Annotated in this window: 17 protein-coding genes, 3 pseudogenes and 1 other annotated feature; of the genes and pseudogenes, 13 read left to right on the plus strand and 7 right to left on the minus strand. The window is 57.8% G+C overall.

All coding sequences use genetic code 11. The features are described 5' to 3' along the window. Both EV699_RS13430 and EV699_RS13435 read left to right on the plus strand, forming a co-directional pair. Positions 1 to 780: pseudogene (locus tag EV699_RS13430) on the plus strand (3'-5' exonuclease); the annotation flags it as partial. Positions 781 to 1,120: 340 nt separating this feature from the next. Continuing rightward, positions 1,121 to 1,408 (plus strand): hypothetical protein, encoded by a 288-nt coding sequence (locus EV699_RS13435; RefSeq protein ID WP_132543562.1) that lies wholly within the window; start codon positions 1,121 to 1,123, stop codon positions 1,406 to 1,408. Positions 1,409 to 1,431: 23 nt separating this feature from the next. Here EV699_RS13435 and EV699_RS13440 read toward each other — a convergent pair whose 3' ends face one another. Both EV699_RS13440 and EV699_RS13445 read right to left on the minus strand, forming a co-directional pair. Continuing rightward, positions 1,432 to 1,929: a DUF2726 domain-containing protein gene (locus EV699_RS13440; RefSeq protein ID WP_132543564.1), complete on the minus strand. Its 498-nt coding sequence runs from the start codon at positions 1,927 to 1,929 to the stop codon at positions 1,432 to 1,434. After that, the gene (locus EV699_RS13445) at positions 1,926 to 2,873 is read right to left on the minus strand and encodes an endonuclease/exonuclease/phosphatase family protein (RefSeq protein WP_132543566.1); all 948 of its coding nucleotides are present in this window, start codon (positions 2,871 to 2,873) and stop codon (positions 1,926 to 1,928) included. The genes EV699_RS13440 and EV699_RS13445 overlap by 4 nt, the downstream gene beginning before the upstream one ends. Positions 2,874 to 3,052: 179 nt before the next feature. On the opposite strand from EV699_RS13445, the gene EV699_RS13450 reads away from it, so the two are divergent. The 10 genes from EV699_RS13450 to EV699_RS13495 all read left to right on the plus strand — a co-directional run bounded on the left by EV699_RS13450 (position 3,053) and on the right by EV699_RS13495 (position 14,618). Beyond that, entirely contained in the window at positions 3,053 to 4,978 is a 1,926-nt protein-coding gene (locus tag EV699_RS13450; protein ID WP_132543568.1) for an XrtA/PEP-CTERM system amidotransferase, read from the plus strand. A gap of 4 nt (positions 4,979 to 4,982) precedes the next feature. Next, positions 4,983 to 6,230 (plus strand): TIGR04063 family PEP-CTERM/XrtA system glycosyltransferase, encoded by a 1,248-nt coding sequence (locus EV699_RS13455; RefSeq protein WP_132543570.1) that lies wholly within the window; start codon positions 4,983 to 4,985, stop codon positions 6,228 to 6,230. Then, positions 6,227 to 7,729, plus strand: coding sequence for a lipopolysaccharide biosynthesis protein (locus EV699_RS13460; protein ID WP_132543572.1), 1,503 nt, complete (start codon positions 6,227 to 6,229; stop codon positions 7,727 to 7,729). The genes EV699_RS13455 and EV699_RS13460 overlap by 4 nt, the downstream gene beginning before the upstream one ends. A gap of 178 nt (positions 7,730 to 7,907) precedes the next feature. Further along, the gene (locus EV699_RS20530) at positions 7,908 to 8,237 is read left to right on the plus strand and encodes a hypothetical protein (RefSeq protein ID WP_424450037.1); all 330 of its coding nucleotides are present in this window, start codon (positions 7,908 to 7,910) and stop codon (positions 8,235 to 8,237) included. A 5-nt stretch (positions 8,238 to 8,242) separates the two neighbouring features. After that, complete coding sequence (locus EV699_RS13470) at positions 8,243 to 8,680, plus strand: glycosyltransferase (protein ID WP_243662678.1); 438 nt, start codon at positions 8,243 to 8,245, stop codon at positions 8,678 to 8,680. 26 nt (positions 8,681 to 8,706) lie between these two features. Continuing rightward, positions 8,707 to 9,903 carry a carboxylate--amine ligase gene (locus EV699_RS13475; RefSeq protein WP_132543578.1) on the plus strand — a complete coding sequence of 399 codons (1,197 nt, stop codon included), beginning with the start codon at positions 8,707 to 8,709 and terminating at the stop codon, positions 9,901 to 9,903. Next, positions 9,852 to 11,108, plus strand: coding sequence for a DegT/DnrJ/EryC1/StrS family aminotransferase (locus EV699_RS13480; protein WP_132543580.1), 1,257 nt, complete (start codon positions 9,852 to 9,854; stop codon positions 11,106 to 11,108). Before EV699_RS13475 ends, EV699_RS13480 begins: the two co-directional genes overlap by 52 nt. Then, positions 11,105 to 12,280 (plus strand): pectate lyase, encoded by a 1,176-nt coding sequence (locus EV699_RS13485; protein WP_243662675.1) that lies wholly within the window; start codon positions 11,105 to 11,107, stop codon positions 12,278 to 12,280. Before EV699_RS13480 ends, EV699_RS13485 begins: the two co-directional genes overlap by 4 nt. A gap of 20 nt (positions 12,281 to 12,300) precedes the next feature. After that, complete coding sequence (locus EV699_RS13490) at positions 12,301 to 13,647, plus strand: putative O-glycosylation ligase, exosortase A system-associated (RefSeq protein WP_132543582.1); 1,347 nt, start codon at positions 12,301 to 12,303, stop codon at positions 13,645 to 13,647. Continuing rightward, a complete protein-coding gene (locus tag EV699_RS13495; RefSeq protein WP_132543584.1) occupies positions 13,644 to 14,618 on the plus strand; it encodes a polysaccharide deacetylase family protein in 975 nt (324 codons plus the stop codon). The genes EV699_RS13490 and EV699_RS13495 overlap by 4 nt, the downstream gene beginning before the upstream one ends. A 219-nt stretch (positions 14,619 to 14,837) precedes the next feature. Here EV699_RS13495 and EV699_RS13500 read toward each other — a convergent pair. Next, positions 14,838 to 15,933 (minus strand): annotated as a pseudogene (locus EV699_RS13500) (IS3 family transposase); the annotation flags it as partial. After that, positions 15,539 to 15,655, minus strand: a sequence feature (AL1L pseudoknot). Its footprint overlaps the pseudogene before it by 117 nt. Between EV699_RS13500 and EV699_RS13505 the strand changes: the two are divergent. Further along, positions 15,932 to 17,098, plus strand: a pseudogene (locus EV699_RS13505) (IS3 family transposase). The pseudogenes EV699_RS13500 and EV699_RS13505 overlap by 2 nt on opposite strands. A 57-nt stretch (positions 17,099 to 17,155) precedes the next feature. Here the strand turns inward: EV699_RS13505 and EV699_RS13510 are convergent. From EV699_RS13510 to EV699_RS13525, 4 genes are read right to left on the minus strand one after another with little or no spacing between them, the layout of a single operon-like run. Next, a complete protein-coding gene (locus EV699_RS13510; protein WP_165904136.1) occupies positions 17,156 to 18,964 on the minus strand; it encodes an asparagine synthetase B family protein in 1,809 nt (602 codons plus the stop codon). Between the two features lie 57 nt (positions 18,965 to 19,021). Beyond that, positions 19,022 to 19,681: a tetratricopeptide repeat protein gene (locus EV699_RS13515; RefSeq protein WP_132543588.1), complete on the minus strand. Its 660-nt coding sequence runs from the start codon at positions 19,679 to 19,681 to the stop codon at positions 19,022 to 19,024. After that, positions 19,668 to 20,735 carry a GNAT family N-acetyltransferase gene (locus tag EV699_RS13520; protein WP_165904137.1) on the minus strand — a complete coding sequence of 356 codons (1,068 nt, stop codon included), beginning with the start codon at positions 20,733 to 20,735 and terminating at the stop codon, positions 19,668 to 19,670. Before EV699_RS13520 ends, EV699_RS13515 begins: the two co-directional genes overlap by 14 nt. 35 nt (positions 20,736 to 20,770) lie before the next feature. Next, a complete protein-coding gene (locus EV699_RS13525; protein ID WP_132543592.1) occupies positions 20,771 to 21,964 on the minus strand; it encodes an aminotransferase class I/II-fold pyridoxal phosphate-dependent enzyme in 1,194 nt (397 codons plus the stop codon). Between the last annotated feature and the right edge of the window lie 15 nt (positions 21,965 to 21,979).

Here is a 21,979-nt window from a genome sequence, read left to right on the forward strand (position 1 = left end):
ATGAACGCGCTCGTCTTCGACATCGAGACCGTACCCGACGTGGCCGGCGCGCGTCGCCTGCACGGCTTTGCCGGGCTCGACGACGCCGCGGTGGCCGAGGCGATGTTCCTCGAACGGCGCCAGACGACGGGCAACGAGTTCGTGCGTCACCACCTGCAGCGCGTGGTCGCGATCGCGGTGGTGATGCGGCGGGGCAACGCGCTCAAGTGCGCCGCGCTCGGGTCGCCGACGAGCAGCGAGGCGGAGCTGATCGCCGAGTTCTTCGACGTCATCGACAAGACCACGCCGACCCTGGTGAGCTGGAACGGCAGCGGCTTCGACCTGCCGGTGCTGCACTACCGTGCCCTGCTGCACGGCGTGCGCGCGCCGCGCTACTGGGACACCGGCGAGTCCGACGCCGGCATGCGCTACAACCACTACCTCGGCCGTTTCCATTGGCGTCACACCGACCTGATGGACGTGCTCGCCGGCTACCAGGCGCGCGCCGCCGCGCCGCTCGACGAGATCGCCACGCTGCTCGGCCTGCCCGGCAAGCTCGGCATGGACGGGGGGCAGGTCTGGGGCGCCTTCCGGCAGGGGCAGCTCGACGCGATCCGCGACTACTGCGAGACCGACGTCCTCAACACCTACCTGATCTGGCTGCGCTTCGAGCGCATGCGCGGGCGCCTGGACGATGCCGGGCACGCGGCGGAATGCGAGCGCCTGCGCGCGATGCTGCAGGCCGATGCGCGCGCCCCGTGCGCGGCCTTCCTCGCCGCCTGGTCATCCGCCGCGGCGGCCGCTGCGGCTCCCGCGAGCCCGTCGGTGCCGCCGCCGCGTGCCGCAGCGTCTCCGTCGGCGGCCGACGCTGCTGCTGCCGGGGCGTCCGCTCCGGGCCGTTCCCGGCGCGGACACCGCGCGGCCCCCGAGGACCGAGCGGCGATGGGTCGCAGCGCCTCCGTCGGGACGCAGGCGAGCCTGCTGCCGTTCGACGACGCCTGAGCCGGTGGCCCGGAGCGCCCCGTCCGTCGCGGGCTCCATCGACACGCGCGGCAGCCCCGATGACGGTCGTCTATGCTGAGCGGCACCCAGCACGACACGGGCGAGGCGGACTCGCCCCGCACCACGGGAGAGCACACCGATGACCGACACCGACATGCAAATGGTCGAGCGGCTCGTCTACGATTGGTGCACCAGCGAGGCCCGCGGCACGCATTCGGCGCGCGCGCTCGCTGCTGTCTACGCGAGCTGCTACATGGACGAGTCCAACCTGATCCGGCTGGCCGACCTGCGCGCACTCGACGAGACCCGCCTGAACTGGGCCCTGGCGCTGGTGCGCGGCTATGTCGAGTCGCGTCTGGCGGTGCCGTGGCCACGTGCCGTCGCCCTGGTCGCGCTCTACGATCTGATGCCCGCCGAGGCGGCCTGAACGTGGGCGCGCGCGCTGCGCCGTCAGGCGCGCGCGGGGAGCAGGTCGCGCAGCTGTTCCTCGACGTCGCGGATCGCATAGCGCGCCCGCACCGGTACGCGCAGCAGCGGGAGGCCGGCGCCCGCGAAGGCGTCGTCGAGCAGCGCGTCACGGCTCTGCCGGTCGGCACGACGGTGACTGGCATCGTCGAGCTCGATGGCACAGATCGGCGTGAAGCTCGCCGGGTCGCAGAGCAGGTAGTCGACGTGCTTGCAGGCGATCGCCCCGAACGCCTTCCAGAAGCGTTTGCCCGACAGGGTGTCGCGTACCGCGAGGACGTCGGCGATGCGCACCTTGGCGTAGACGCGCGCCCGTCCGGCCACGGCCTTCTCCAGCACGAGCAGGAACTTCTGTTCCGCCGGCGTGAACAGGGGGCCGGCGCGGCGATAGGTGCGACGCGCGCCGCGGCCGCGCAGCGCGAGGCCCAGGAGCAGCGCGACGACGGCGGCCAGCAACGCCGCCACGAGGACGTCGCGGTTCATGTCGCGGCGTATCCGGCAGGGACGGCGAGGTCGATCACCACCGGGTCGTGATCGCTCGCGGCCGGGCCCGCGGCGTCGCTGTGCACGTGCGGCACCCAGGCACGCACCAGCGGTGCCAGCGCGGGGCTGGCCAGCGCGTGGTCGAGGAGCACCGGCCGTCGACTGTGGCGGTAGGTGTAACGCTCGCCGCGAGGCAGCGCCTCCATCAGGTTGACGAGCAGTTCGCCCTTGAGGATGTCGAGCGTCTTCGAGCCGGTGGCGTCGTTCATGTCGCCCAGCACGAGCAGGCGCGCCGCGGGCGCGGCGCGCAGCAGGTGGGCGCAGAACTCGTGGATGGCCTCGGCCTGGGCGTGACGTTGCTTCTTCGCGTAGTCCTCGGCCCGCCGGCTCGCCGCACGCATCGACTTCAGGTGGCAGACGAGCACGAACAGGGGCGCGCCGAGAACCTCGAACTCGGCAATCAGCGCCTTGCGGCTCGGCAGCCAGTGACGCTCGGCGCAGCCGGAGAACGCCGGCAGGGCGGGCGCGATGCGTCCCGGGCTCAGTGTCAGGCCGATGCCGTCGGCCCGCCGGCGCAACCCGGTGGCATCGAGCGGGCCGGCGGTGCCGTGCTCGCGCAGCCGCACGCGGGCCGGGTCGAACAGCAGGCCGACGCGGATGTTGAAGCCCTGCTGGCCGCCGTCGGCATCGGCGAGCGGCGGGACTTCGCGCCACGCATAGGCGGGGCCGCCGGCGGCGGTGATCGCTTCGCTCAGCGCCGTGAAACTCGCGCCACCGCAGACGGCGCCGTTGCTGCCGGGCGGCGCCAGCGCCTTGAGTTCCTGCACCGCCAGAATCGCCGGGCTCGCGAGGGTGCCCGCGATCAGCGTGCCGAAGGCCGCCAGGCGGGCCGGATCGGCATCAGCGCCGAGGTTGCAGAGATTGAGACTGACGATGCGGATCAAGGGGATTTACCCGACAGGGAAGGCGCGCGCTACCTTGACCAGAGTTTACGTTGCATACGTCGTGCGCCGCAGCATGGCCCCGCATAATCGCGTCGCGCCACGCCCCTCTGCTAGGCTCAGGGCCTTCGAGGGGGCGCACGGTGGTCAGGTGGCTCCAACACGATGGGTGGACGACAGGCATGTGTGGAATCGCGGGAATCGTGGATCTGAAGGGCCGGCGCGATATCGATACCGCCCTGCTCGCGGCGATGAACCAGGTACAGTTTCACCGCGGTCCCGATGAGGGGGGCACGTTCGTCGAGCCCGGCGTGGGGCTCGCACATCGGCGTCTGTCGATCATCGACCTGTCGAGCGGGCAGCAACCGCTGTTCAACGAAGACCACTCGGTCGTCGTCGTGTTCAACGGCGAGATCTACAACTTCCCGGCGCTGACCGAGGAACTGAAAGCGGCCGGGCATGTGTTCCGGACACACTGCGACACCGAGGTCATCGTGCATGCCTGGGAGCAGTGGGGGGCGGACTGCGTAAAGCGTTTCCGCGGCATGTTCGCGTTCGCGCTGTGGGACAAGCGCCGTGAGACGCTCTTTCTCGGCCGCGACCGCCTCGGCAAGAAGCCGCTGTTCTACGCGCACCTTCCCGATGGTCAACTGCTGTTCGGATCGGAGCTGAAGATCCTGCTCCAGCATCCGGGTCTGCCGCGCGAGATCGATCCGCAGGCGGTCGAAGAGTACTTCGCCTTCGGCTACGTCCCCGATCCGAAGACGATTTTCCGCCATGTCCGCAAACTGCCTCCCGCCCATACGCTGGAACTGCGCCGTGGCGAGGCGCCCTCAGCGCCTCGGGCGTACTGGGACATCCCCTTTGCCGAACTGCCGCCGATGAGTGAAGCGCAGGCGGCCGAGGAGCTGCTGGCGAGGTTGCGCGAAGCGACGCGCATCCGTCTGGTATCGGAAGTCCCGCTCGGCGCCTTCCTGTCGGGAGGCGTCGATTCCAGCGCCGTGGTGGCAATGATGGCCGGGCTGTCCAGCGAGCCGGTCAAGACGTGCTCGATCGCCTTCAATGACCCGGCCTTCGACGAAGCGGCTTTCGCGCAGCAGGTGGCCGACCGGTTCCACACCGAGCATCGCGTGGAAACGGTCGACCCCGACGACTTCAGCCTGCTCGACACGCTCGCCGGCCTGTACGACGAGCCTTACGCCGACTCCTCGGCTTTACCTACCTACCGCGTCTGCCAGTTGGCGCGCCGGCAGGTGACGGTGGCGCTGTCGGGTGATGGCGGCGACGAGAACCTCGCCGGCTACCGCCGCTACAAATGGCACAGCTACGAAGAGAAATTGCGCGCGGCATTGCCTCTTGGATTGCGTCGTCCGCTGTTCGGCTTTCTCGGCAAGGTTTACCCGAAAGCCGATTGGGCGCCGCGCGTGTTCCGCGCGAAGACCACGTTCGAGGCGATGGCCCGTGACACCGTCGAGGGCTACTTCCATGGAGTTTCAGTGATGAGCGACCGCCTGCGGACGCCGCTGTACTCGGCGGCGTTCCGTCGCGAGTTGCAGGGATACCACGCGCTCGAGGTGATGCGGGAGCACGCCAGCCGCTCGCCCACCGATCACCCGCTGTCGCTGATCCAGTATCTCGACATGAAGACCTATCTGCCCGGTGACATCCTCACCAAGGTCGATCGTGCGAGCATGGCGCATTCCCTGGAGGTGCGGGTGCCGTTGCTGGATCACGAACTGGTCGAGTGGATCTCCGGCCTTTCCCCCGACCTCAAGCTTCGCGGCGGCGAAGGCAAGTATCTGTTCAAGAAGGCGCTGGAGCCCGTGCTGCCGCACGACATCCTGTACCGCCCGAAGATGGGGTTTGCCGTGCCGCTGGCCGCCTGGTTCCGTGGGCCGCTGCGTGAGCGCCTGCGCACGGCCGTGCTGGGGCCCACGATGGCCGACAGCGGCATTTTCGACATGAATTACGTCGCGAGCCTCGTCGAGCAGCATCAAAGCGGCCGGCGCGATCATTCCGCTGCATTGTGGTCCCTGCTCATGTTCGACGGCTTCCTGCGCAACACGATGGGCGATCGGGGCACCCGCTTGGCGAACGCTGCGGCCTGAGATCATGCGCATCCTGCACGTGCTGGACCACTCGATCCCGCTGCATAGCGGCTATACCTTCCGCACCCGTGCCATCCTCGCCGAGCAGCGCCGCCTGGGGTGGGAGACCGAACACGTCACGGGTCGCAAGCATATCGCGGCGTATACCGGCCCCGAGGAGGAGGTGGACGGCTTGCACTTCTTCCGCACGTCGCCGGCCAGCGGTCTGGTGTCGCGCCTGCCGCTGCTCAATCAGATCACCGTGGTCACCAGTCTTGCCCGGCGCCTGGATGCCGTCTGCACGCAGGTGCGCCCCGACGTACTGCACGCGCATTCACCGGTGCTGAACGCCCTGGCGGCATATCAGGTCGCGAAGAAGCGCAAGCTGCCGCTGCTCTACGAGGTGCGGGCGTTTTGGGAGGATGCTGCAGTCGATCACGGGAGCACGCACGAAGGCAGCCTCCGTTATCGCGCGACGCGCGCGCTTGAAACCTGGATGCTGCGCCGTGCCGATGCCGTCACCACGATCTGCGAGGGACTGCGCGCCGACATCGTTGCGCGCGGCATCGACGCCGACAAGGTGACCGTCATTCCCAATGCTGTCGATGTCAGCCATTTTTCGATCGGCGGAGCACCCGACGCCGAGTTGAAACGGTCTTTGGGACTGCATGGGTGTCGGGTGCTCGGATTCATCGGTTCCTTCTATGCCTATGAAGGTCTCGAACTCCTGCTCGATGCCCTGCCCGTGATCCTTGGCCGTGCACCCGACGTGCGGGTGCTGCTGGTTGGTGGTGGTCCACAGGAGGCCGCCCTGAAGGCGCGAGCCGAGCGTTTGGGCGTTGGTGCGCAAGTGGTCTTCACGGGACGTGTACCGCACGCCGAAGTCACCCGTTACTACGACCTCGTTGACGTCCTGTGCTATCCACGCCTGTCGATGCGACTGACAGAACTGGTAACACCACTGAAGCCGCTTGAGGCGATGGCGCAGGGGCGGTTACTGGTGGCCTCGGACGTCGGGGGTCACCGCGAACTGATTCGCGACGGCGAAACCGGCGTGCTTTTCCGTGCGGGCGACGCCACGGACCTGTCTCGTCGGGTGCTTGATCTGCTCGCGGCACCGGAGCGCTGGCCGGTTCTGCGTGTGGCTGGCCGGGCATTCGTCGAAACTGAACGCAACTGGGCAACAAGCGTTGCCCATTACCGCTCAATTTATGCGCGACTGATGGGGACTGACGAAATGCCGGCAGCGGCTTTAGGCATGAGCAGGCGATGAGCGAGGAATTGCGTGGCAAGGCCGTGCGTGCGATGGGCCTTTTAGGGGTCGGGGGAGGGTTGGGCAAACTGATCACGATGGGGGCGACGCTCATTCTCGCGCGCCTGCTCAGTCCGGCGGATTATGGATTGATGGCGATGGCTTCTGTCGTGCTTGGCTTGATCGGCTTTTTCAATGAAGTCGGCATCGGCGCGGCTATTGTCCAGGCGCAAAATTTGTCGCGTGAAGCCGTAAACGGCTGTTTCGTGATGGCATTGGTGTTTAGCTGCATGCTATTCCTCCTTGCTTGCGCCGCCGCTTGGCCGGTTGCGGCTTTCTATGATAGTCCGGAGTTGCGGTTAATATTGCCGGTCTTGGCATTGGGCTTCATTGTCGGCGGTTTCAATACTGTCCCCAGCGCTTTTCTACGCAAGGAGTTGCGTTTTAGCGTCATGGTGCGGTTCGGTTTGATATTGGCTGTGGTGCAGGCTGTGCTCACAGTGGCACTGGCGGTCGCGGGGTTTGGTGTATGGTCTCTGGTGCTCGGCGGTTTGTTCGGTCAAGTGATCTACGCGATGCAATTGTTTCGCGCTTCGCCATGGCGCCCTAGTTTCGCCATCAATATTCGCGAAGGCCTCAGTCTGGTGCGATATGGTCTGAGTGTGACCTATTCGCGTGTGCTCTGGTACATATACAGTAATGCTGATAAAGCGATTATTGGCAAATTATTGGGTGATCACTCGCTCGGGATCTACGATATGGCGAATTCACTCGCTACTTTGCCGACCAGCCAAGTGACGTCGATCGTCACCAATGTTTCGTCACCTGTATTTGCGAAGTTGCAAGATGACATGGCCCGATTGGGCTCGGTAATGCTCAAGCTGACGCGTGGCATTGCGTATTTTACGTTCCCCGCGCTCGGTGGCTTGTTCGTGGTCGCAGACGATCTCGTACTGACCCTGCTTGGCGATCAGTGGCTCGACATGCTGGTTCCATTTCGCGCGTTGTGCCTGCTGGGGCTGATTCGTTCTGTCGATCCATTAATGTCACAGGTGCTGATTTCCACAGGAAATGCCTCTCGAGTGGTCGCTTATACTGGTATGTGCGCATTGATTATTCCGGTGGCCGTAGGTTTTGGTGCATGGTTTGATGGAATGCGTGGCGCGTCTGTCGCTTGGCTGCTTGCATATCCTCTATGTTCAGTAAAGCTGCTCCGTGACACCTGTCGACTGATTGGTTTGCCGATATTTGCTTACTATCGCAACCTGCTTCCAGTATTTAGCGGCACCGCACTGATGGTGATCGCCGTGGAGTGCGTTCAGTGGGGGTGCGCCCAGTTCGGAATGCCGGTCGGGTTACGTTTAGTGGCTCAGATTGCGACTGGCATTGTCATCTATATTGGCTGGATGATCTATGCCTACCACGAAGGGCTCGCCGATCTGCGCCAGATTATGCTGGATTTCGGAATTGCCGAGGAGCAACTAGCACGCTGGCCTTTTACGCGCCTTGACGTGACTTGATGATGAGGGGGAGGGGATGAAGCGCAGAGTCTTGGTAACCCTCACTGGCGGCGGTTATCTTGCCGAAACCTTGGCATTATTACGCACGCTTGGTACGTCATATGATTATTGTTACGTTACATGCCACGGTGATTTGCTTCCCCGGGAAGGTGAGATTCCTCCGGGACCGTGTTACCGCATGCGAAGTGTGACGCAACTCAGACAGCCGTCGCCATTAGCACGTTTGCGTGGACTCGTATTCGGCCTATTGGATGCGTGGCACGTACTCCGAGTCGCAGACCCTGATGTCATCGTTTGCGTAGGTACGTCAATCGCGGTTCCGCTGTGCTTTTGGGGACGGGTGTTGCGGCGTCGTACGGTATTTGTGGAGAGCATTGCACGCGCAGAGAATTTATCAACGACAGGTCGTATTCTGGCGCGTTTGCGCTTGGTTGATCGTTTCTACGTACAGTGGCCTGATCTGTGTGGCTATGCATCTGGTGCTGTCTACCGCGGTACTGTGCTTTGATATTCGTGACGGTTGGGTCGACCCAATTTGAAGCACTTGTGCGCGAGGTTGATAGATTGGCTGGCATCGGTTTCTTTGACGAGCCAGTGACTTGTCAGATCGGTGTAGGAAGTTTCATACCTGTGCACTGTCATTATTTCCGTTTTCAGAAAGGGATCGACGAATGGATAAGTAATTCTTCTCTGATAATTACTCATGGTGGTACAACCGTCATCTCGCTCCTTGAGCGGCGCAAGCGTTTCGTAGCGATTGCCAATACACAGTTGTCGGCCGATCATCAGAGCCAAATGCTGAGAGCCCTCTCAAAGCAAGTGTTTTTGCATTGGTCCCGCTCGGTGGGCGATCTCGCCAAGTTGGTGGAACTTGCCCGCGCCAGCACACCGCCATCGTTCACAATGCCACGACTCGCGCAAGACCTGCGTGACTTCATTGATGCATCTTGATTAGCGGTACACGCACGTTGGCTACGATGAAATTCAACCATAAACAGCAGTCGCTGCCGACGGCAATCGTCGTCGGTAACGGTACTAATGCTCTCGGTGTTGTGCGCAGTCTTGGCCGCCACGGTGTGCCAGTATTAAGCATTGTTGATCATCCTGACGCGATTCCGTTGCGGTCGCGTTTTGGCGTTAAGCAGGTGTGGCCGGCGATCGCTGGAGAGCTTTTCGTGGAGCAGTTGGAGTCACTGGCCGCCACTTCGAGTGGTCCTACTCCAATTTTGTTTATGACCGAAGAAAAAACTGTCACAACCGTGTCGGAGGCTCGGACACGCGTCCAAGCAGTCACGCGTATTGTTCTGCCGGAGCATCAGCGCTTGATGAGTTTGATGCATAAGCAAAGGTTTCAATCTCTTGCAGAACAGACTGGTGCACTGATACCGCGGGTGGTTCATTTAAAGTGTGAGGCGGATCTATCAAAATTAATTGACTTGCGGTTTCCGTGTGTCTTGAAACCGGCCTATAAACATCATGACTACGGTATTCGTTTCAAGAAAGCCTATGTTATTAAATCAGCGCATGAGGCTGCACTGTTATATGAGGAGATCGCTCCAGTCTTGGCTGACATAGTAGTGCAGGAGTGGGTTGAAGGCGGCGATGACGATATCTATTTTAACCTTCAATACATCGGTGAAGATGGACGTCTAGTAGTGTCCTTCCCAGGACGCAAAATTCGTTCTTGGCCTCCTCGAATTGGTGGAACAGCGAGTTGTTTGCCGGCTTGGGAGCATGCAGAGGAGTTGGAAAAGCTAACTTATTCTTTTTTTAGAAAGGTCGACTTTGTTGGCATGGGCAGCATGGAGTTCAAACGTGATCGACATGACGGTCGATTCTATATGATTGAACCGACGGTTGCCCGTACCGACTTCCAGGAGGAGGTGGCCACGATCAACGGAGTCAATTTGCCACTTGCTGCGTATCGATACGAGGCCGGCTTGCTGCAGATTGAAAAACCATCGCCTTCATCGATGCGCATATGGCGTGACACCGTTATTGACCGTTGGTCGCAAGTTGCCCAAGGGGAGAATGCGGAGCTTGATAGATATCCGACTTGTGATTCGCTCTGGCGTTGGGATGATCCTGGCCCTTGGTTTCAGTCGATTCAACAGCGTATAAAATGGCGCTGGCGAGCCTTAACCGATCGCGCATCGCGCTTGTCGCAGAGTTAATCGTGGTGAGTGAGCGAATCGGTCTCTGCTTTGCAGAGTGGCATAGTGAAGAATGGCTAGCCGCTTTCAGGGCAATCGCAAGTGGTCACGTCGCGTCAGGCCCGGCAATCGAGAGATTATGCGATGCCCTCGTTGCCGTTCTTGGTGGAAAAGCACATGTTGAGTTGGTTGGTTCCGGGCGCGTGGCGCTTGGGCTCGCGCTGGCTGTTTTCCGACAGCGGCGTTCACAGTGTACGCGGGTTATCGTGCCCGCCTATATCTGCGACAGTGTCGTCGACACTGTGCGTGCAGCGGGGCTCGAGCCGGTTTTCGTTGATATTGGATCTGACCTCAATCTTACGGTAGATGGGGTCGCTAATGCTCTCGACGCTCGCGTGCTGGCGGTCATCGCCCCTCATATGTATGCGTGTCCGGCACCGATTTCGGCACTCGAATCTTTGTGCCAAGATGCGGGAGTATATCTTGTCGATGATGCAGCGCAAGTTTTAGGGGTGACACAGGAAGGGCGACCACTCGGCACGTTTGGAGATGTAGGTCTTTTAAGCTTCGCACAAAGTAAAACGGTGGTTACAGGCGTCCTTGGCTCTGGTGGCGCACTCGTTATCAATCGGGCGGACTGGTCCGTACCAATGCGAACTATCTGTGACTCATTGCCAGCACCGCAGAGAAGGTTAAGAGCGTGGATGCATTTCGTTTTGAGCTATCTTGCTGCGCCGTATCTGGGGCCTTTCGGGCAAATTGACTATTATTTGGCGGCGGCAAAGTTGCGGGTGGGAATGTCGCAGCGCGCGCAACAGTTGCATCATTATTATAATCGAACACGCATCAGTGGCCTTGAAGCTGCAATCGCACTGCCTCAAATCGCTCGTTTACCAGACTATCTGACTGCCCGCCGTGGTGTGCTGGAACTGTATGCTCGGGCACTAGCCGGTAGTGAGATCATATTTCCTCAATTTACACCTGGTCGCTATCTGTCAAAAGTTGTTCTACTACTGCCAAAAGAACAGGTGATGTCGGAAACTAGGCGTCGACTTGCTGTAGCAGGAGTGGCTTCGCGACGAGGTTATCCAGCACGCAGTGAGGGTGGCCGCGCTGCAGGGTGGGCGCCTCGTCTGCTTGAGGTCCCGAGTTTTAGTGGTATGCCGGCCCGACAGATCGAAAGGGTCTGCGAAGCTTTGCGGTCGAGACCTCTGAAAAATACTTGAAAGACACGGAGTGCTTAAAGTTTATGCGCCATTTGGTTAAGCTCGCGGAAGACAAATTGAATTTCGGTGTGCGCCCGCTGCACTCATTGGAAGAGCATCTTGATGGTGCTGCGGAGTGGTTGCTTCGTGCGCAGAGAGCGACGCCTGACGATGGCGTTGCTCATTCGTATGATGTCAAGGCTCAGCGCTGGTTGGCATCATATCCGGAAACGACGGGTTATATTATTCCAACATTATATGACTATGCACGGTATTTCGATAAACCCGGTTGCGCTAGCGCAGCGGCTCGTATGGCACATTGGGAATGTGACGTACAACTCGAAGATGGTGGCGTGCGTGCAGGGACTATGGATGCCGAGATCGTTGTCCCGACGATTTTTAATACTGGACAAGTTTTATTCGGGTGGGCGAGAGCATACCACGAGACAGGTGACGAGCGATTCAAAGGTTCGCTTCGCCGCGCCGCCGATTGGTTGGTTGCGGCGCAAGATGATGATGGTGCTTGGCGACGTTTCCCCTCGCCTTTTACGTCGACCAAAGTGTCCGCGTACAATACGCGTTCCGCCTTTGGACTCGTACGCGCATTCGAGGCGCTTGACGATGAGCGATACTTGGCGGCAGCCGTCGCTAATGTTGATTGGGTGATCAGAACCGCTCACTCGAATCGCTGGATTCCGGGTAACTGCTTAATCGAGCGAGCCAATGATGCTGCTCTTACGCATACTATAGCTTATTCGATCAGGGGTATTCTGGAAGTTGGGCAAGCCGCCAAGCGTGAGGGTTTTATTGAGCAGGCTCTGGTGATGGCACGAGCCGTTGCTGCTACTCAACGTCCGGATGGCGCTTTGCCAGGTCAATTATCACGAGACTGGCAAGGAATTAAGCCATGGACTTGTGTTACTGGCAATTCTCAGATGGCAATCAATTGGCAGCGCTTGGCTCGAATTACTGGTGAAACTCAGTTGCGAGAATGCGCTGTCCGAGCCAATAGATTCAATATGAGTATTCAGGATCTTGTAGCTAAGAATCAGGCGATTAGGGGGGCACTGAAGGGATCGCATCCGATCAATGGTGGTTACATGACTTGGCGTTATCCAAATTGGGCGGCGAAATTTTTCATGGACGCATTAATGTTGGAGTACCTCGGTGATCGTGTCGCTAACATCGGATAGCGGTCATATCGGAGATACTGATGCGTGATTTGCTGATTACCCTGATCGTTTTTGGTAGTGTACCGAACATGCTGCGATACCCGCATGTGGGGGTTTTAGTATGGTCATGGCTCGGTTACATGAATCCGCACAAACTTTCGTGGGGGTTCGCGGTGTCGTTTCCATTTGCCCAGGTGACAGCGATCGCGACACTTGTGGGAGTAATGTTTTCGCGCGAACGAAAAGATATACCCATGTCTCCTCTGGTAGTTATATGGATTGTTTTTATTGCATGGATGGGGATTACGACGCTACTGGCGCTCTATCCGGAGAGAGCGTTAGACCAGTTTGAAAAAGTGATCAAGATCCAATTGTTCACATTTATTACGATGATGTTCATTCGGGACAGAAGACGCCTGCTGATGCTGGCGGGGATTATCACAGCATCAATCGGTTTTTTTGGGGTCAAGGGAGGAATTTTTGCCATCAGCTCTGGTGGGGCTTACAAGGTTTGGGGGCCCCCTGATTCCTTTATTAAAGACAACAACGAACTCGCTCTTGCCTTGCTTATGACACTACCGCTGATGTGGTATTTTCGTCAGCAGACAACTAATATCTGGGCGCGTCGTGGTTTGCTGTTTTGCGTCGTAGTCACAGCGTTCTCTATCGCCAGTTCATATTCGCGGGGAGCCTTTATCGCCAGTGGTGCTGTTCTGGTGTTTTTATGGCTCAAAAGCCGCCAGAAGGTTATGCTTGGTGTGGCCTCAATTGTACTTGTCGCGGTATTGCTCGTATTCATGCCTGCTGAATGGCATGAGCGCATGGGAACGATCCAGAATTACGATGAGGATAGTTCGGCGATGGGAAGAATTGCCGCCTGGACCCTCGCATTGACGGTCGCTACTCAGCGACTGTTTGGAGGAGGGTTCGATTTCTGGTCGACTGAATCGTTTTCTCGTTATACCAATCTCGATAATGGCGTGCACGTCGCCCACAGCATTTACTTCTCGGTCTTGGGAGAGCATGGTTGGCCGGGCCTTTTTATGTTTTTGTTCATCGGCTTTATGGCGATACGGCATGGCACCTGGATTATTCGGGCATGTCGAGGCAGGGAAGATCTTGCCTGGATGGCTGATCTGGCTCGGATGGTTCAAGTAAGCTTAATAGCATATAGCACGGGTGGTGCGTTTTTAAGTTTGTCGTATTTTGACATGTACTGGCATTTGGTCGCAATTATGGTAATTTCGAAACGCTATGTTCAGGAGATGCTCATCGCGGGGCCGCCACTGAGCGCGGTATCGTCTAGACAAGGGGAGAAAGCGGCGGCATCAGCGACTTCTATGCTGAGTTCTCGCCTAGTTCGGTGTGCTATGTGGAAATCACGATGAATGAAAGTGCGCCAATTCGAGCCCTTGCTACCGCTGTTGGGACGCTATTTGCTCCCGGTGGCATGAGGGGATGTTTGTCTACGCTTATCTACCATCGTGTGTTGACAAAGCCTGATGAGTTGAACCCGAACGAAGTAGATGCGGACACTTTCGAGCAGCAGATGCGATTGCTCGCCGAGCATTGTCACGTACTGCCGTTAGACGAGGCTATAGAGCGTCTTTACACCCGTAGTTTACCAGCGCGCGCTGTATGCGTTACTTTTGACGATGGTTATGCTGATAATGCTACGATAGCTTCGCCGATTCTGCGCCGTTATGGGCTCAGTGCGACGTTTTTTGTCAGCACAGGATATTTGGATGGTGGACGCATGTGGAACGATACGGTGATCGAGGCGATACGCCGTGCTCCAGATGATGTGTTAGATCTGACCGCGGAAGGATTCGGCGTATTGCCGATTGGTAGTATCAATCAACGTATCCATGCTTTTCAGTGTTTGATTGATAACATCAAGTATCGCTCGGCCGAGGAGCGTATTGAGATTACTGAAGCTATTGCGGCGCGAGTGGGGGCAGTACTTCCTGATAATCTGATGATGAGTAGCGATCAGGTGCGTGATCTCCATGCAGCAGGCATGACGATCGGTGCGCACACGGTCAATCACCCAATTCTCGCAAGAAGTAGTAATCATGTTGCACGTGAAGAGATCGCTAACAGTCGTTCAAGATTACAGGAAATCATAGGCAAATCAGTCGAACTGTTTGCTTATCCCAACGGAAAGCCCGGTTGCGACTATCTGTCGGAACATGTTGATATTGTTCGAGAATTTGGATTTAAGGCGGCAGTGTCAACCGCGTGGGGAGTCGCCACGGCGACTACTGACCGATGGCAGTTACCACGGTTTACTCCGTGGGACCGTCACCCTTTGAGGTTTCTGGCACGTTTATATTGGAACTGTCATCGTCACGTATAGAGGAGGAGCACGTATAGAGGGTGGTTGGTACGCTTGTTGATAAGATCTGCATTGCTGGCTAATATAAGCCAATTTTTCTGAAGCAATCCATAATAATCCACTTTTTGCACCGCAGTCGTGCGGCGGCCCGCCGGGATTCTTCCGTCAATTCCATCAAAGGCTGACGGCAGAGGCTTCGCTATTCGATCCGCTTCAAATGACTCAAGGTGCCTTCGATCGAATCGAGTTCAGGCATTTCCAGGGTGCCCGCCGATGGATCATCTCGGCTTTGTACAAAGCATTGATCATCTCTGCCAGAGCGTTGTCATAGCTGTCACCCTTGCTGCCGACTGACGGTTCAATCCCGGCTTCGGCCAAGCGTTCGCTGTAGCGGATCGAGACATACCGCGAGCCTCGGTCCGAATGATGAATCAAGGCTTCTGCAGGGCTCGGCTGGCGGGCGTGCAGGGCTTGTTCCAGCGCATCGAGCACGAGAAGTCCGTCTGCAGGGAACGGCTGACGCGCCAGCCCACGATGCGTCGCGCAAAGACGTCGATGACAAAGGCTACGTATAGTCAGCCTTGCCAGGTCGAGACATAGGTAAAGTCCGAGACCCACAACTGATGGGGCCGCTCGGCCTTGAACTGCCGATTGACCCGATCCAGCGGGCAGGCGGCCTTGCTGTCACGGATCGTGGTGCGCACCACCTTGCCGCGCATGACACCCCGCAAACCTTGACGGCGCATGAGCCGCTCCACCGTACAACGGGCTACCGCGATGCCGTCCCGGTTCAACTGCCGCCAGACCTTGTCGGCGCCATAGACGTGGAGGTTCGCCTGCCAGACGCGCTCGATCTCGGGCATCAAGGCCTCGTCGCGCCGCACTCGCGGGCTGCGCCGTTCCGGCTGGCGTCGCAAGGCGGCATGACGCCGGTAGCCCGAGGGGGCGATCTGCAATGGCCGGCAGATCGGTTCGACCCCGAAAGCATCGCGGTGCGCGTCGACGAAGGCTCTCAGGACTTGAATCGGCGGTCGAGCTCCGCCTGGGCGAAAAATGCGCTGGCCAGTTTCAGAATCTCATTCGCCTTGCGCAGTTCACGGACCTCACGCTCCAGTTCCTTGACGCGCTGGTGCTCGGCCGTGGTGGGGCCTTCTCGCTGGCCGGTATCGCGCTCGTGCTGACGTACCCGGCTCAGCAGCGTCTGCGGTGTGCATCCGATTTTGGCGGCAATGGCTTCAACAGCGGCCCACTGCGAAGGATGATCGCCACGGCACTCGGCAACCATGCGCACGGCGCGCTCACGAACTTCGGGGGAGAGCTTCACTGACTTCTTCATGGCTCTATCTTCTCAAGCGGTAGAGCCTCCATCAAACCCGGGGCGGTTCATTCCGAAGCAGAAGTACACAACCGAGTTCAAGGAGCAGGCCGTCAAGCGAGCCGACGAGGTCGGCAGCATTGCCCGTGTTGCCGAAGAACTGGGGCTGGTTGAGCAGACGCTGCGCAACGGGGTCAAGGCGGCGAAGGCGGGCAAGCTGAGTCTGGCCGGCGCCAAACAGATCACCGCGGAGCAGATGGAGTTGTCCCGGTTGCGCGCCCAGGTGGCGCGACTGGAGATGGAGCTCGAGATCACAAAAAAAGCGGCGGCATATTTCGCGAAGGAGCTGCTGTGAAATATGCCTGGATCGACACGCAGCGCAGATCCTTTCCGTTGTCCGTCCTGTGTGACGCCCTGTCGGTGAGCCCGAGCGGCTTTCGAGCTTGATCCGCACGGTCCATCAGGAGGTTCGGCAGGCGTATGGCGCCAGGCGCATTGACGCCGAGTTGCGTGAGCGTGGCTACCGGATCGGTTTGCCGCGCATCGAACGTCTCTGATGCGTGAGCATGGCATCCGGGCGCGCCACAAGCGACGTTACAAAGCGACGACGGACTCCAGGCACAGCCTGCCGGTGGCAGCGAATGTGCTGGATCGGCACTTCGCACCTGATGCCCCAAATCGCGTGTGGGCGGGCGACATCACCTACATCGCCACCGCTGAGAGCTGGCTGTATCGGGCGGTGGTGATCGATCTGTTCAACCGCGAGGTGATCGGCTGGTCGATCAAACCGCGGATGACGACCGATCTGGTGCTCGATGCGCTGTCGATGGCGTGGTTCCGCCGTCGGCCGGGAGCGGACGTGCTGTTCCACTCTGATCGGGGAAGTCAGTACGCCAGCCAGGCTTACCAAGCCCGCCTGGCCGCATACGGCATGCGCGGATCGATGTCGCGCAAGGGCAACGGCTGGGACAACGCCCCGACCGAGAGCTTCTTCAGCAGCCTGAAGAACGAGCGGGTGCATGGCGTCAGCTACGCGACTCGTAGCCGAGCCACGAGCGATCTGTTCCAGTACATCGCCGTGTTCTACAATTGAAGCCGCCGCCACTCCACCTTGGGATATCTGTCGCCGACCATGTTCCTGCAGAACTGGATCGAACGACAGAATCAGCCAGAAATGGCAACATGAGGACGGCCGCTTGGAAGGCGGAAAATGTAGGGTACCTCACAAAAATCAGTAGTAAGTTTATCGGTGCAGATTGTGGGACATGAGCCAGAGTTCTAGCATCATGAGCAACCAGATCAATTCGCCGTAGTAAGATGCATGTTCACTCCGATGCAGGGCAATAGTCTGATCAATGAAGGCATTTCGGAATAAATGCCTTGATTTAAGCATCTCCAAGCTGTCATAAGCAAGGCTCTGCAATGGCTTATGAGTGTGCATCCAAATGCCAAAAGGTAATCCAAACCCGTGCTTTGATTTCTCGATTATGGCGTTAGGCAGGAAGCCGAGCATGGCTTCTTTGTAGAAATGACGTAACCGTTGCCTAGGTAGTTTCAGCGCAGAGGGTATCGAGCACGAGAAATCAATCAAAGTATCATCAAGCAGTGGGTAAGCGACCTGGACTCCAGCGAGGCGACACGCAATACCAACTTTACGAAGATCATTGTCGGCGAGCGTTTGCTGCCAGTCGAGGTACATCATGCGATTGAGCGCTGAGGCATTATCAGGTGCCGCATAGCGGTCGCGTTGTAGTCGCAATGGTTCGTTACGGTCGATTACAGAAAGTACGTCGTCTTCGAACATTTCGATAGGTTCGAGGCGATGCAGGAAATTGTATGTTTCGAGCCGGTCTGGTAATGCTATCTTGGCTTGGCGGACATAGCTTTGAATCTTGGCAATTGGTCCGATTGACGGAAATCGAAATAACATCGGCTCAAAAGTGGATCTAATTGGGTTTGGTGTTTGGCTATATAGCTCAAAAAGCTTTTGCTTTGCATAGCGTGCGTTGCCAGCGAAGAGTTCATCGCCACCGTCTCCGGCCAGTAGGCAGCCGATGCCGTCCGCTGCGGCCAGCCGTGCACAACAATAGGCGGGGATAGCCGAAGAGTTTCCGAATGGCTCATCACAAGCTGCTGCTATGCGAGGTATGACCTCTACGACATCGTCGGGTGTGACGTAATATTCGTGTTGGCGGGTTCGAAAATGCGATGCTGCAATACGTGCATAGGCAATTTCGTCATATCCTTCGACAGCAAAACCGATCGAATAAGTGTCAGCCGAGCCTATTGACTGTTTCGCAAGCATTCCGGAAACGGTTGAACTGTCTAATCCACCGCTCAAAAACGCACCGACCTTGCGATTTCGTGCCGCTTCGTCGACAGACTGCTCAATGATTTCAAGCATGCGAGCTCCAAGTTCGCGTAAGTTTGCGCTCTTGGTTTCAATGAACTTTGGCATCCAATAGGTGCCAATTTCAATGTGTCCGTTGCGGAAGTCGAGCCAGTTTGCCCCAGCTAGTTTTGCAATGCCTTCATAGATGCTGCCTGGGCTGGGGACCATGTGAAAATACATATAATTATAAATCGCCTGCAGCGATAATTTACGGTCGATGGCAGGGTGTTCAGCTACACTGCCTGCATCTGATCCAAAAACCAGCCCGGATGCAGAGGTGGCGTAATACAGAGGTACCTGACCAATGCGGTCTACAGCGGCAAATACACGCACCGCAGTCGGATCGAGAACGACACAGCTGAAAGATCCGCCAACGTACTTCAAGACCTGCCGGTCATGCGATTCGAAAAACTCGACGAGTGTCGCTGCGTCACCATCACGGCGTGCCTGTTCTGCTAGATCATCGCGACTCCAGCGTATTTTTCCTAAAACCATAGCAACGAGTCCGCACGGACCTTTTGCAATATTGGGAGCTGTCGCTGCCCAGTTTTGTCCTTGGAGCTCACATGGATGTGTCTTCCATTCGTTCTGCGAATTAGTGGTAGCAGAATATTGTTCTGTACACTCGGGCACCGCCATCCAGCCACGCAGAGCATTCATTGATTGGTTCATCACTCAAGTAAAAACAGCTACCCGCTGCAGAAGCTGAGATGCTATTCACTTCCATGCATTAGCTGCCTGCAACTTATTGCGCAGACCCGGCAGCGGATGTCCTAGTGCATAGGCCTTTTTTGCAGCGATTACGGCTTTCTCGTAATCTTGCCGAGTCACCAAGGCAAGTCCCAGATTGTAGTAAGCATCTGCATTCCGCGGATTTAACTGAATCGCAGTGTCGTACTCCTCAATCGCTTGGCTGAGGGTTGTGGCGTCGATCTGAAGAAACATTCCATGCAGAACACGAGTGTCAGCCTGCTTGGGGTCAATGTTTAAAGCGTTCTGAAAATACTTCTTCGCTCGATCAAATTTGAGGGTGTATTCCGGAGCGGTCGACGGTAGTTCCCGCATTACCTGGACGAGTAGTAGGAGGGACTCAGGATGATTGGGTACACGGCTCAGTACATAATTAAGTTCATTCCAGGTGTTCTCGTTGTTTGTGGATTTTCTAGCAAAGCTTTCATAAGCCCGAGTGTAGTGTACGGTAATGATCTGATCGACATAGACGCGTGCATTACCCTCCGGTACATGATAATAATCATAGACGCTATCAGCAGAAAATGCCGGTATAGATGCTGCGGCAAGCCATAGTGATAGAGCTATGAACGTAAAACGTTGATAATGACGAGGCGAGTGGAGGCGCAGGGCATCACGCTTGAACATCGGCTTCTGACTCTCGGTTGGTCAATGCAGCGGCATCCTTGCCCTGGCTCCCGCGTAACCACTGGAGGACGGCCGCTACGCGGGGCATAGCGAGATGTGTGACATGATACAAGCGGCGCGTGTCGTCTGTCAGGCGAGTATGCCACTCCATAACTCGACCATAAAACTCTATGCGACTAATATGGCCTTCTTTGAAAATCTTTTCAAAGTATGCACGGCGCATGAGCATGGCTGGCGAGGAGGTTTTTATAGTTTCGTCATAAGTGGTTTTGAGCACTACTAGGGCGCCACCCTGAGTCACACATAAATCACTGGCAACGACTTTTTCATCGTATAAATAACGGTATACGCGTCCAGCGTATCGACGGCAAAAAGCTTCAAGCATCGTTTTATAAAAGCGCCCTTGAGCGTTATCGGAGTGAATCGCTGTATTGCTGGCAGCTTTCCAGCCGACACTCTCGAGGTTGCCGTAATCATTCACCGCACGCGCCATATCGGCGGCTTCGGTGAGAACTTCCAAGCGAACTTGAATGCCTTCACGCTCAAGTCGATTGCTTTGCTTCTGCAGGTTCTGCCGAAGATTCTTCCCGCGTGATCCCCAATAGTCAGTAAAGCTACCGCTGACCGCAATACGCGCCGTATCGATATAATCAAGAGTTGAAAGCTTGTCGCTATCGACAGGTCTGGGTGTTATCTGCGGGTCAAGTTGTGTAAGGCCAAGGGCGAGAAGCGGCTTTGGCAAAGCTCGCGCGAGGCTTTCCAAAGCTTTCATGGGATCCACATGTGACGCACAAATCCAAGGGCCGATCGGTAGTTGCGATGGTTGGAACGTTTCCCAGACGGCAAAGCGCGGGTGGCCGAGAAGGGTCATGGCTACTGGCTCACTGTTTTCATGCGCCACGGCCAAGCGAAGATCGGAATCACCAAATTCGTGCAGCAATGGTGCGATAAAATCAGAATGTAATAAGGGGCTATCGGCACATGCCCGATTGAGTTGATTCCAGGTCTCTTGATGCGCCAAGAAGGCGCTTGCCGAATGGAAACTCCAGTGCATGGTTATAACGTCTCCGGGGCAGGCGAGTATGCGCGTCAGGTGGTTAAGGTCCGACGGATCTCGGCAATCATCCATTCCAGTTCATCATCCAGCAATTCCTGATGACATGGCAATTGCACCAAGGCATGCGCGTAAAGGGCGCTCTGTGGGCAGTGCGCCGCCGCTTCGGTCGATAGCGAGTCCCAGCGCAGCATCGGTACTCCACGCTGCTTGAGTACAGGAAAGCTCTGTTCGTGGTCGGCGAGTAGGAGTGGAAATACATACGGCACGACACCATCCGGGAGATCAGGTAGCAGCGGTCTGCAACCTGAGAGCCCGGTCAGTGCTTCGGCAAAACGCTGATAGTGTCGTCGCCGGCGCTTCACCAGTCGTGCCCACGATGTATGGAACATCACATAGCGACTGCCTCCACTCATGGCTGTGTCAAACCACATCGGGTCGAAGCCGAAGCCACCTTCGGATGAGCTCGGCGCAAATGATGATCCGCGTTCGGGACCTTCCGCGGTGCCGTGGCGCAGAGTCTTGAGCGTCCGCCAGAGCGAATCCTTGGCCTGCATGATCGGGCGCAGGATCGAACCGAATGTACCCAGACGTCCGTATTCGAGCGCTGTTTCAAGCGGGGTCAATAACGATTTGATTTGAAATGCACGCCCGCCCATTCGCAGCTGTACACCGTCCAGCGAGTGTCGTGCCGATACCAGACAACCTCCGTCCAGCGTCGGGAAGAACTTCATCGGACTCGCGATCGCGAAGTCGCCGAAACTGCCCAAGGGGCGGCCGGCATAAGTACCGAAGAATGCGTGAGCACAGTCTTCAAGCAAGGCGATGCCCTTACGGTCGCAGAAAGCGCGCAGGGCCTCACATTGCTGTGGAAATCCGAAATAGTGCGTCACCATGAGCAAGCGCACGGCGGGTTCGAGCTGACGTTCGAGATCGTCAAGATCAATGTCGAGTCGCTCCGACACCCGGTAATACACGGGTTCGGCGCCACACCACTGCACGGGAGCCACCATGGAACTGCAGTTGTACGAAGGGATCAGTACCTTGTGGCCGGGGCCTATGCCGAGCAGTCGTAAGGTCCATGCGATACCAACACGGCCGCTGGTCAGGAAGCGCGCCACGCCTGCATCCAGAACAGACGGAATGTCCGTGCGCTCGCGACGCAGACCGAGCGTGCCCGATGACAATATGGGAGAAGTGGGGACCAGCGGCTTCGGATAGCTTTCCATGCGGCTCAGGGTCGA

It is taken from the genome of Plasticicumulans lactativorans (assembly GCF_004341245.1).
GTDB lineage: Bacteria > Pseudomonadota > Gammaproteobacteria > Competibacterales > Competibacteraceae > Plasticicumulans_A > Plasticicumulans_A lactativorans.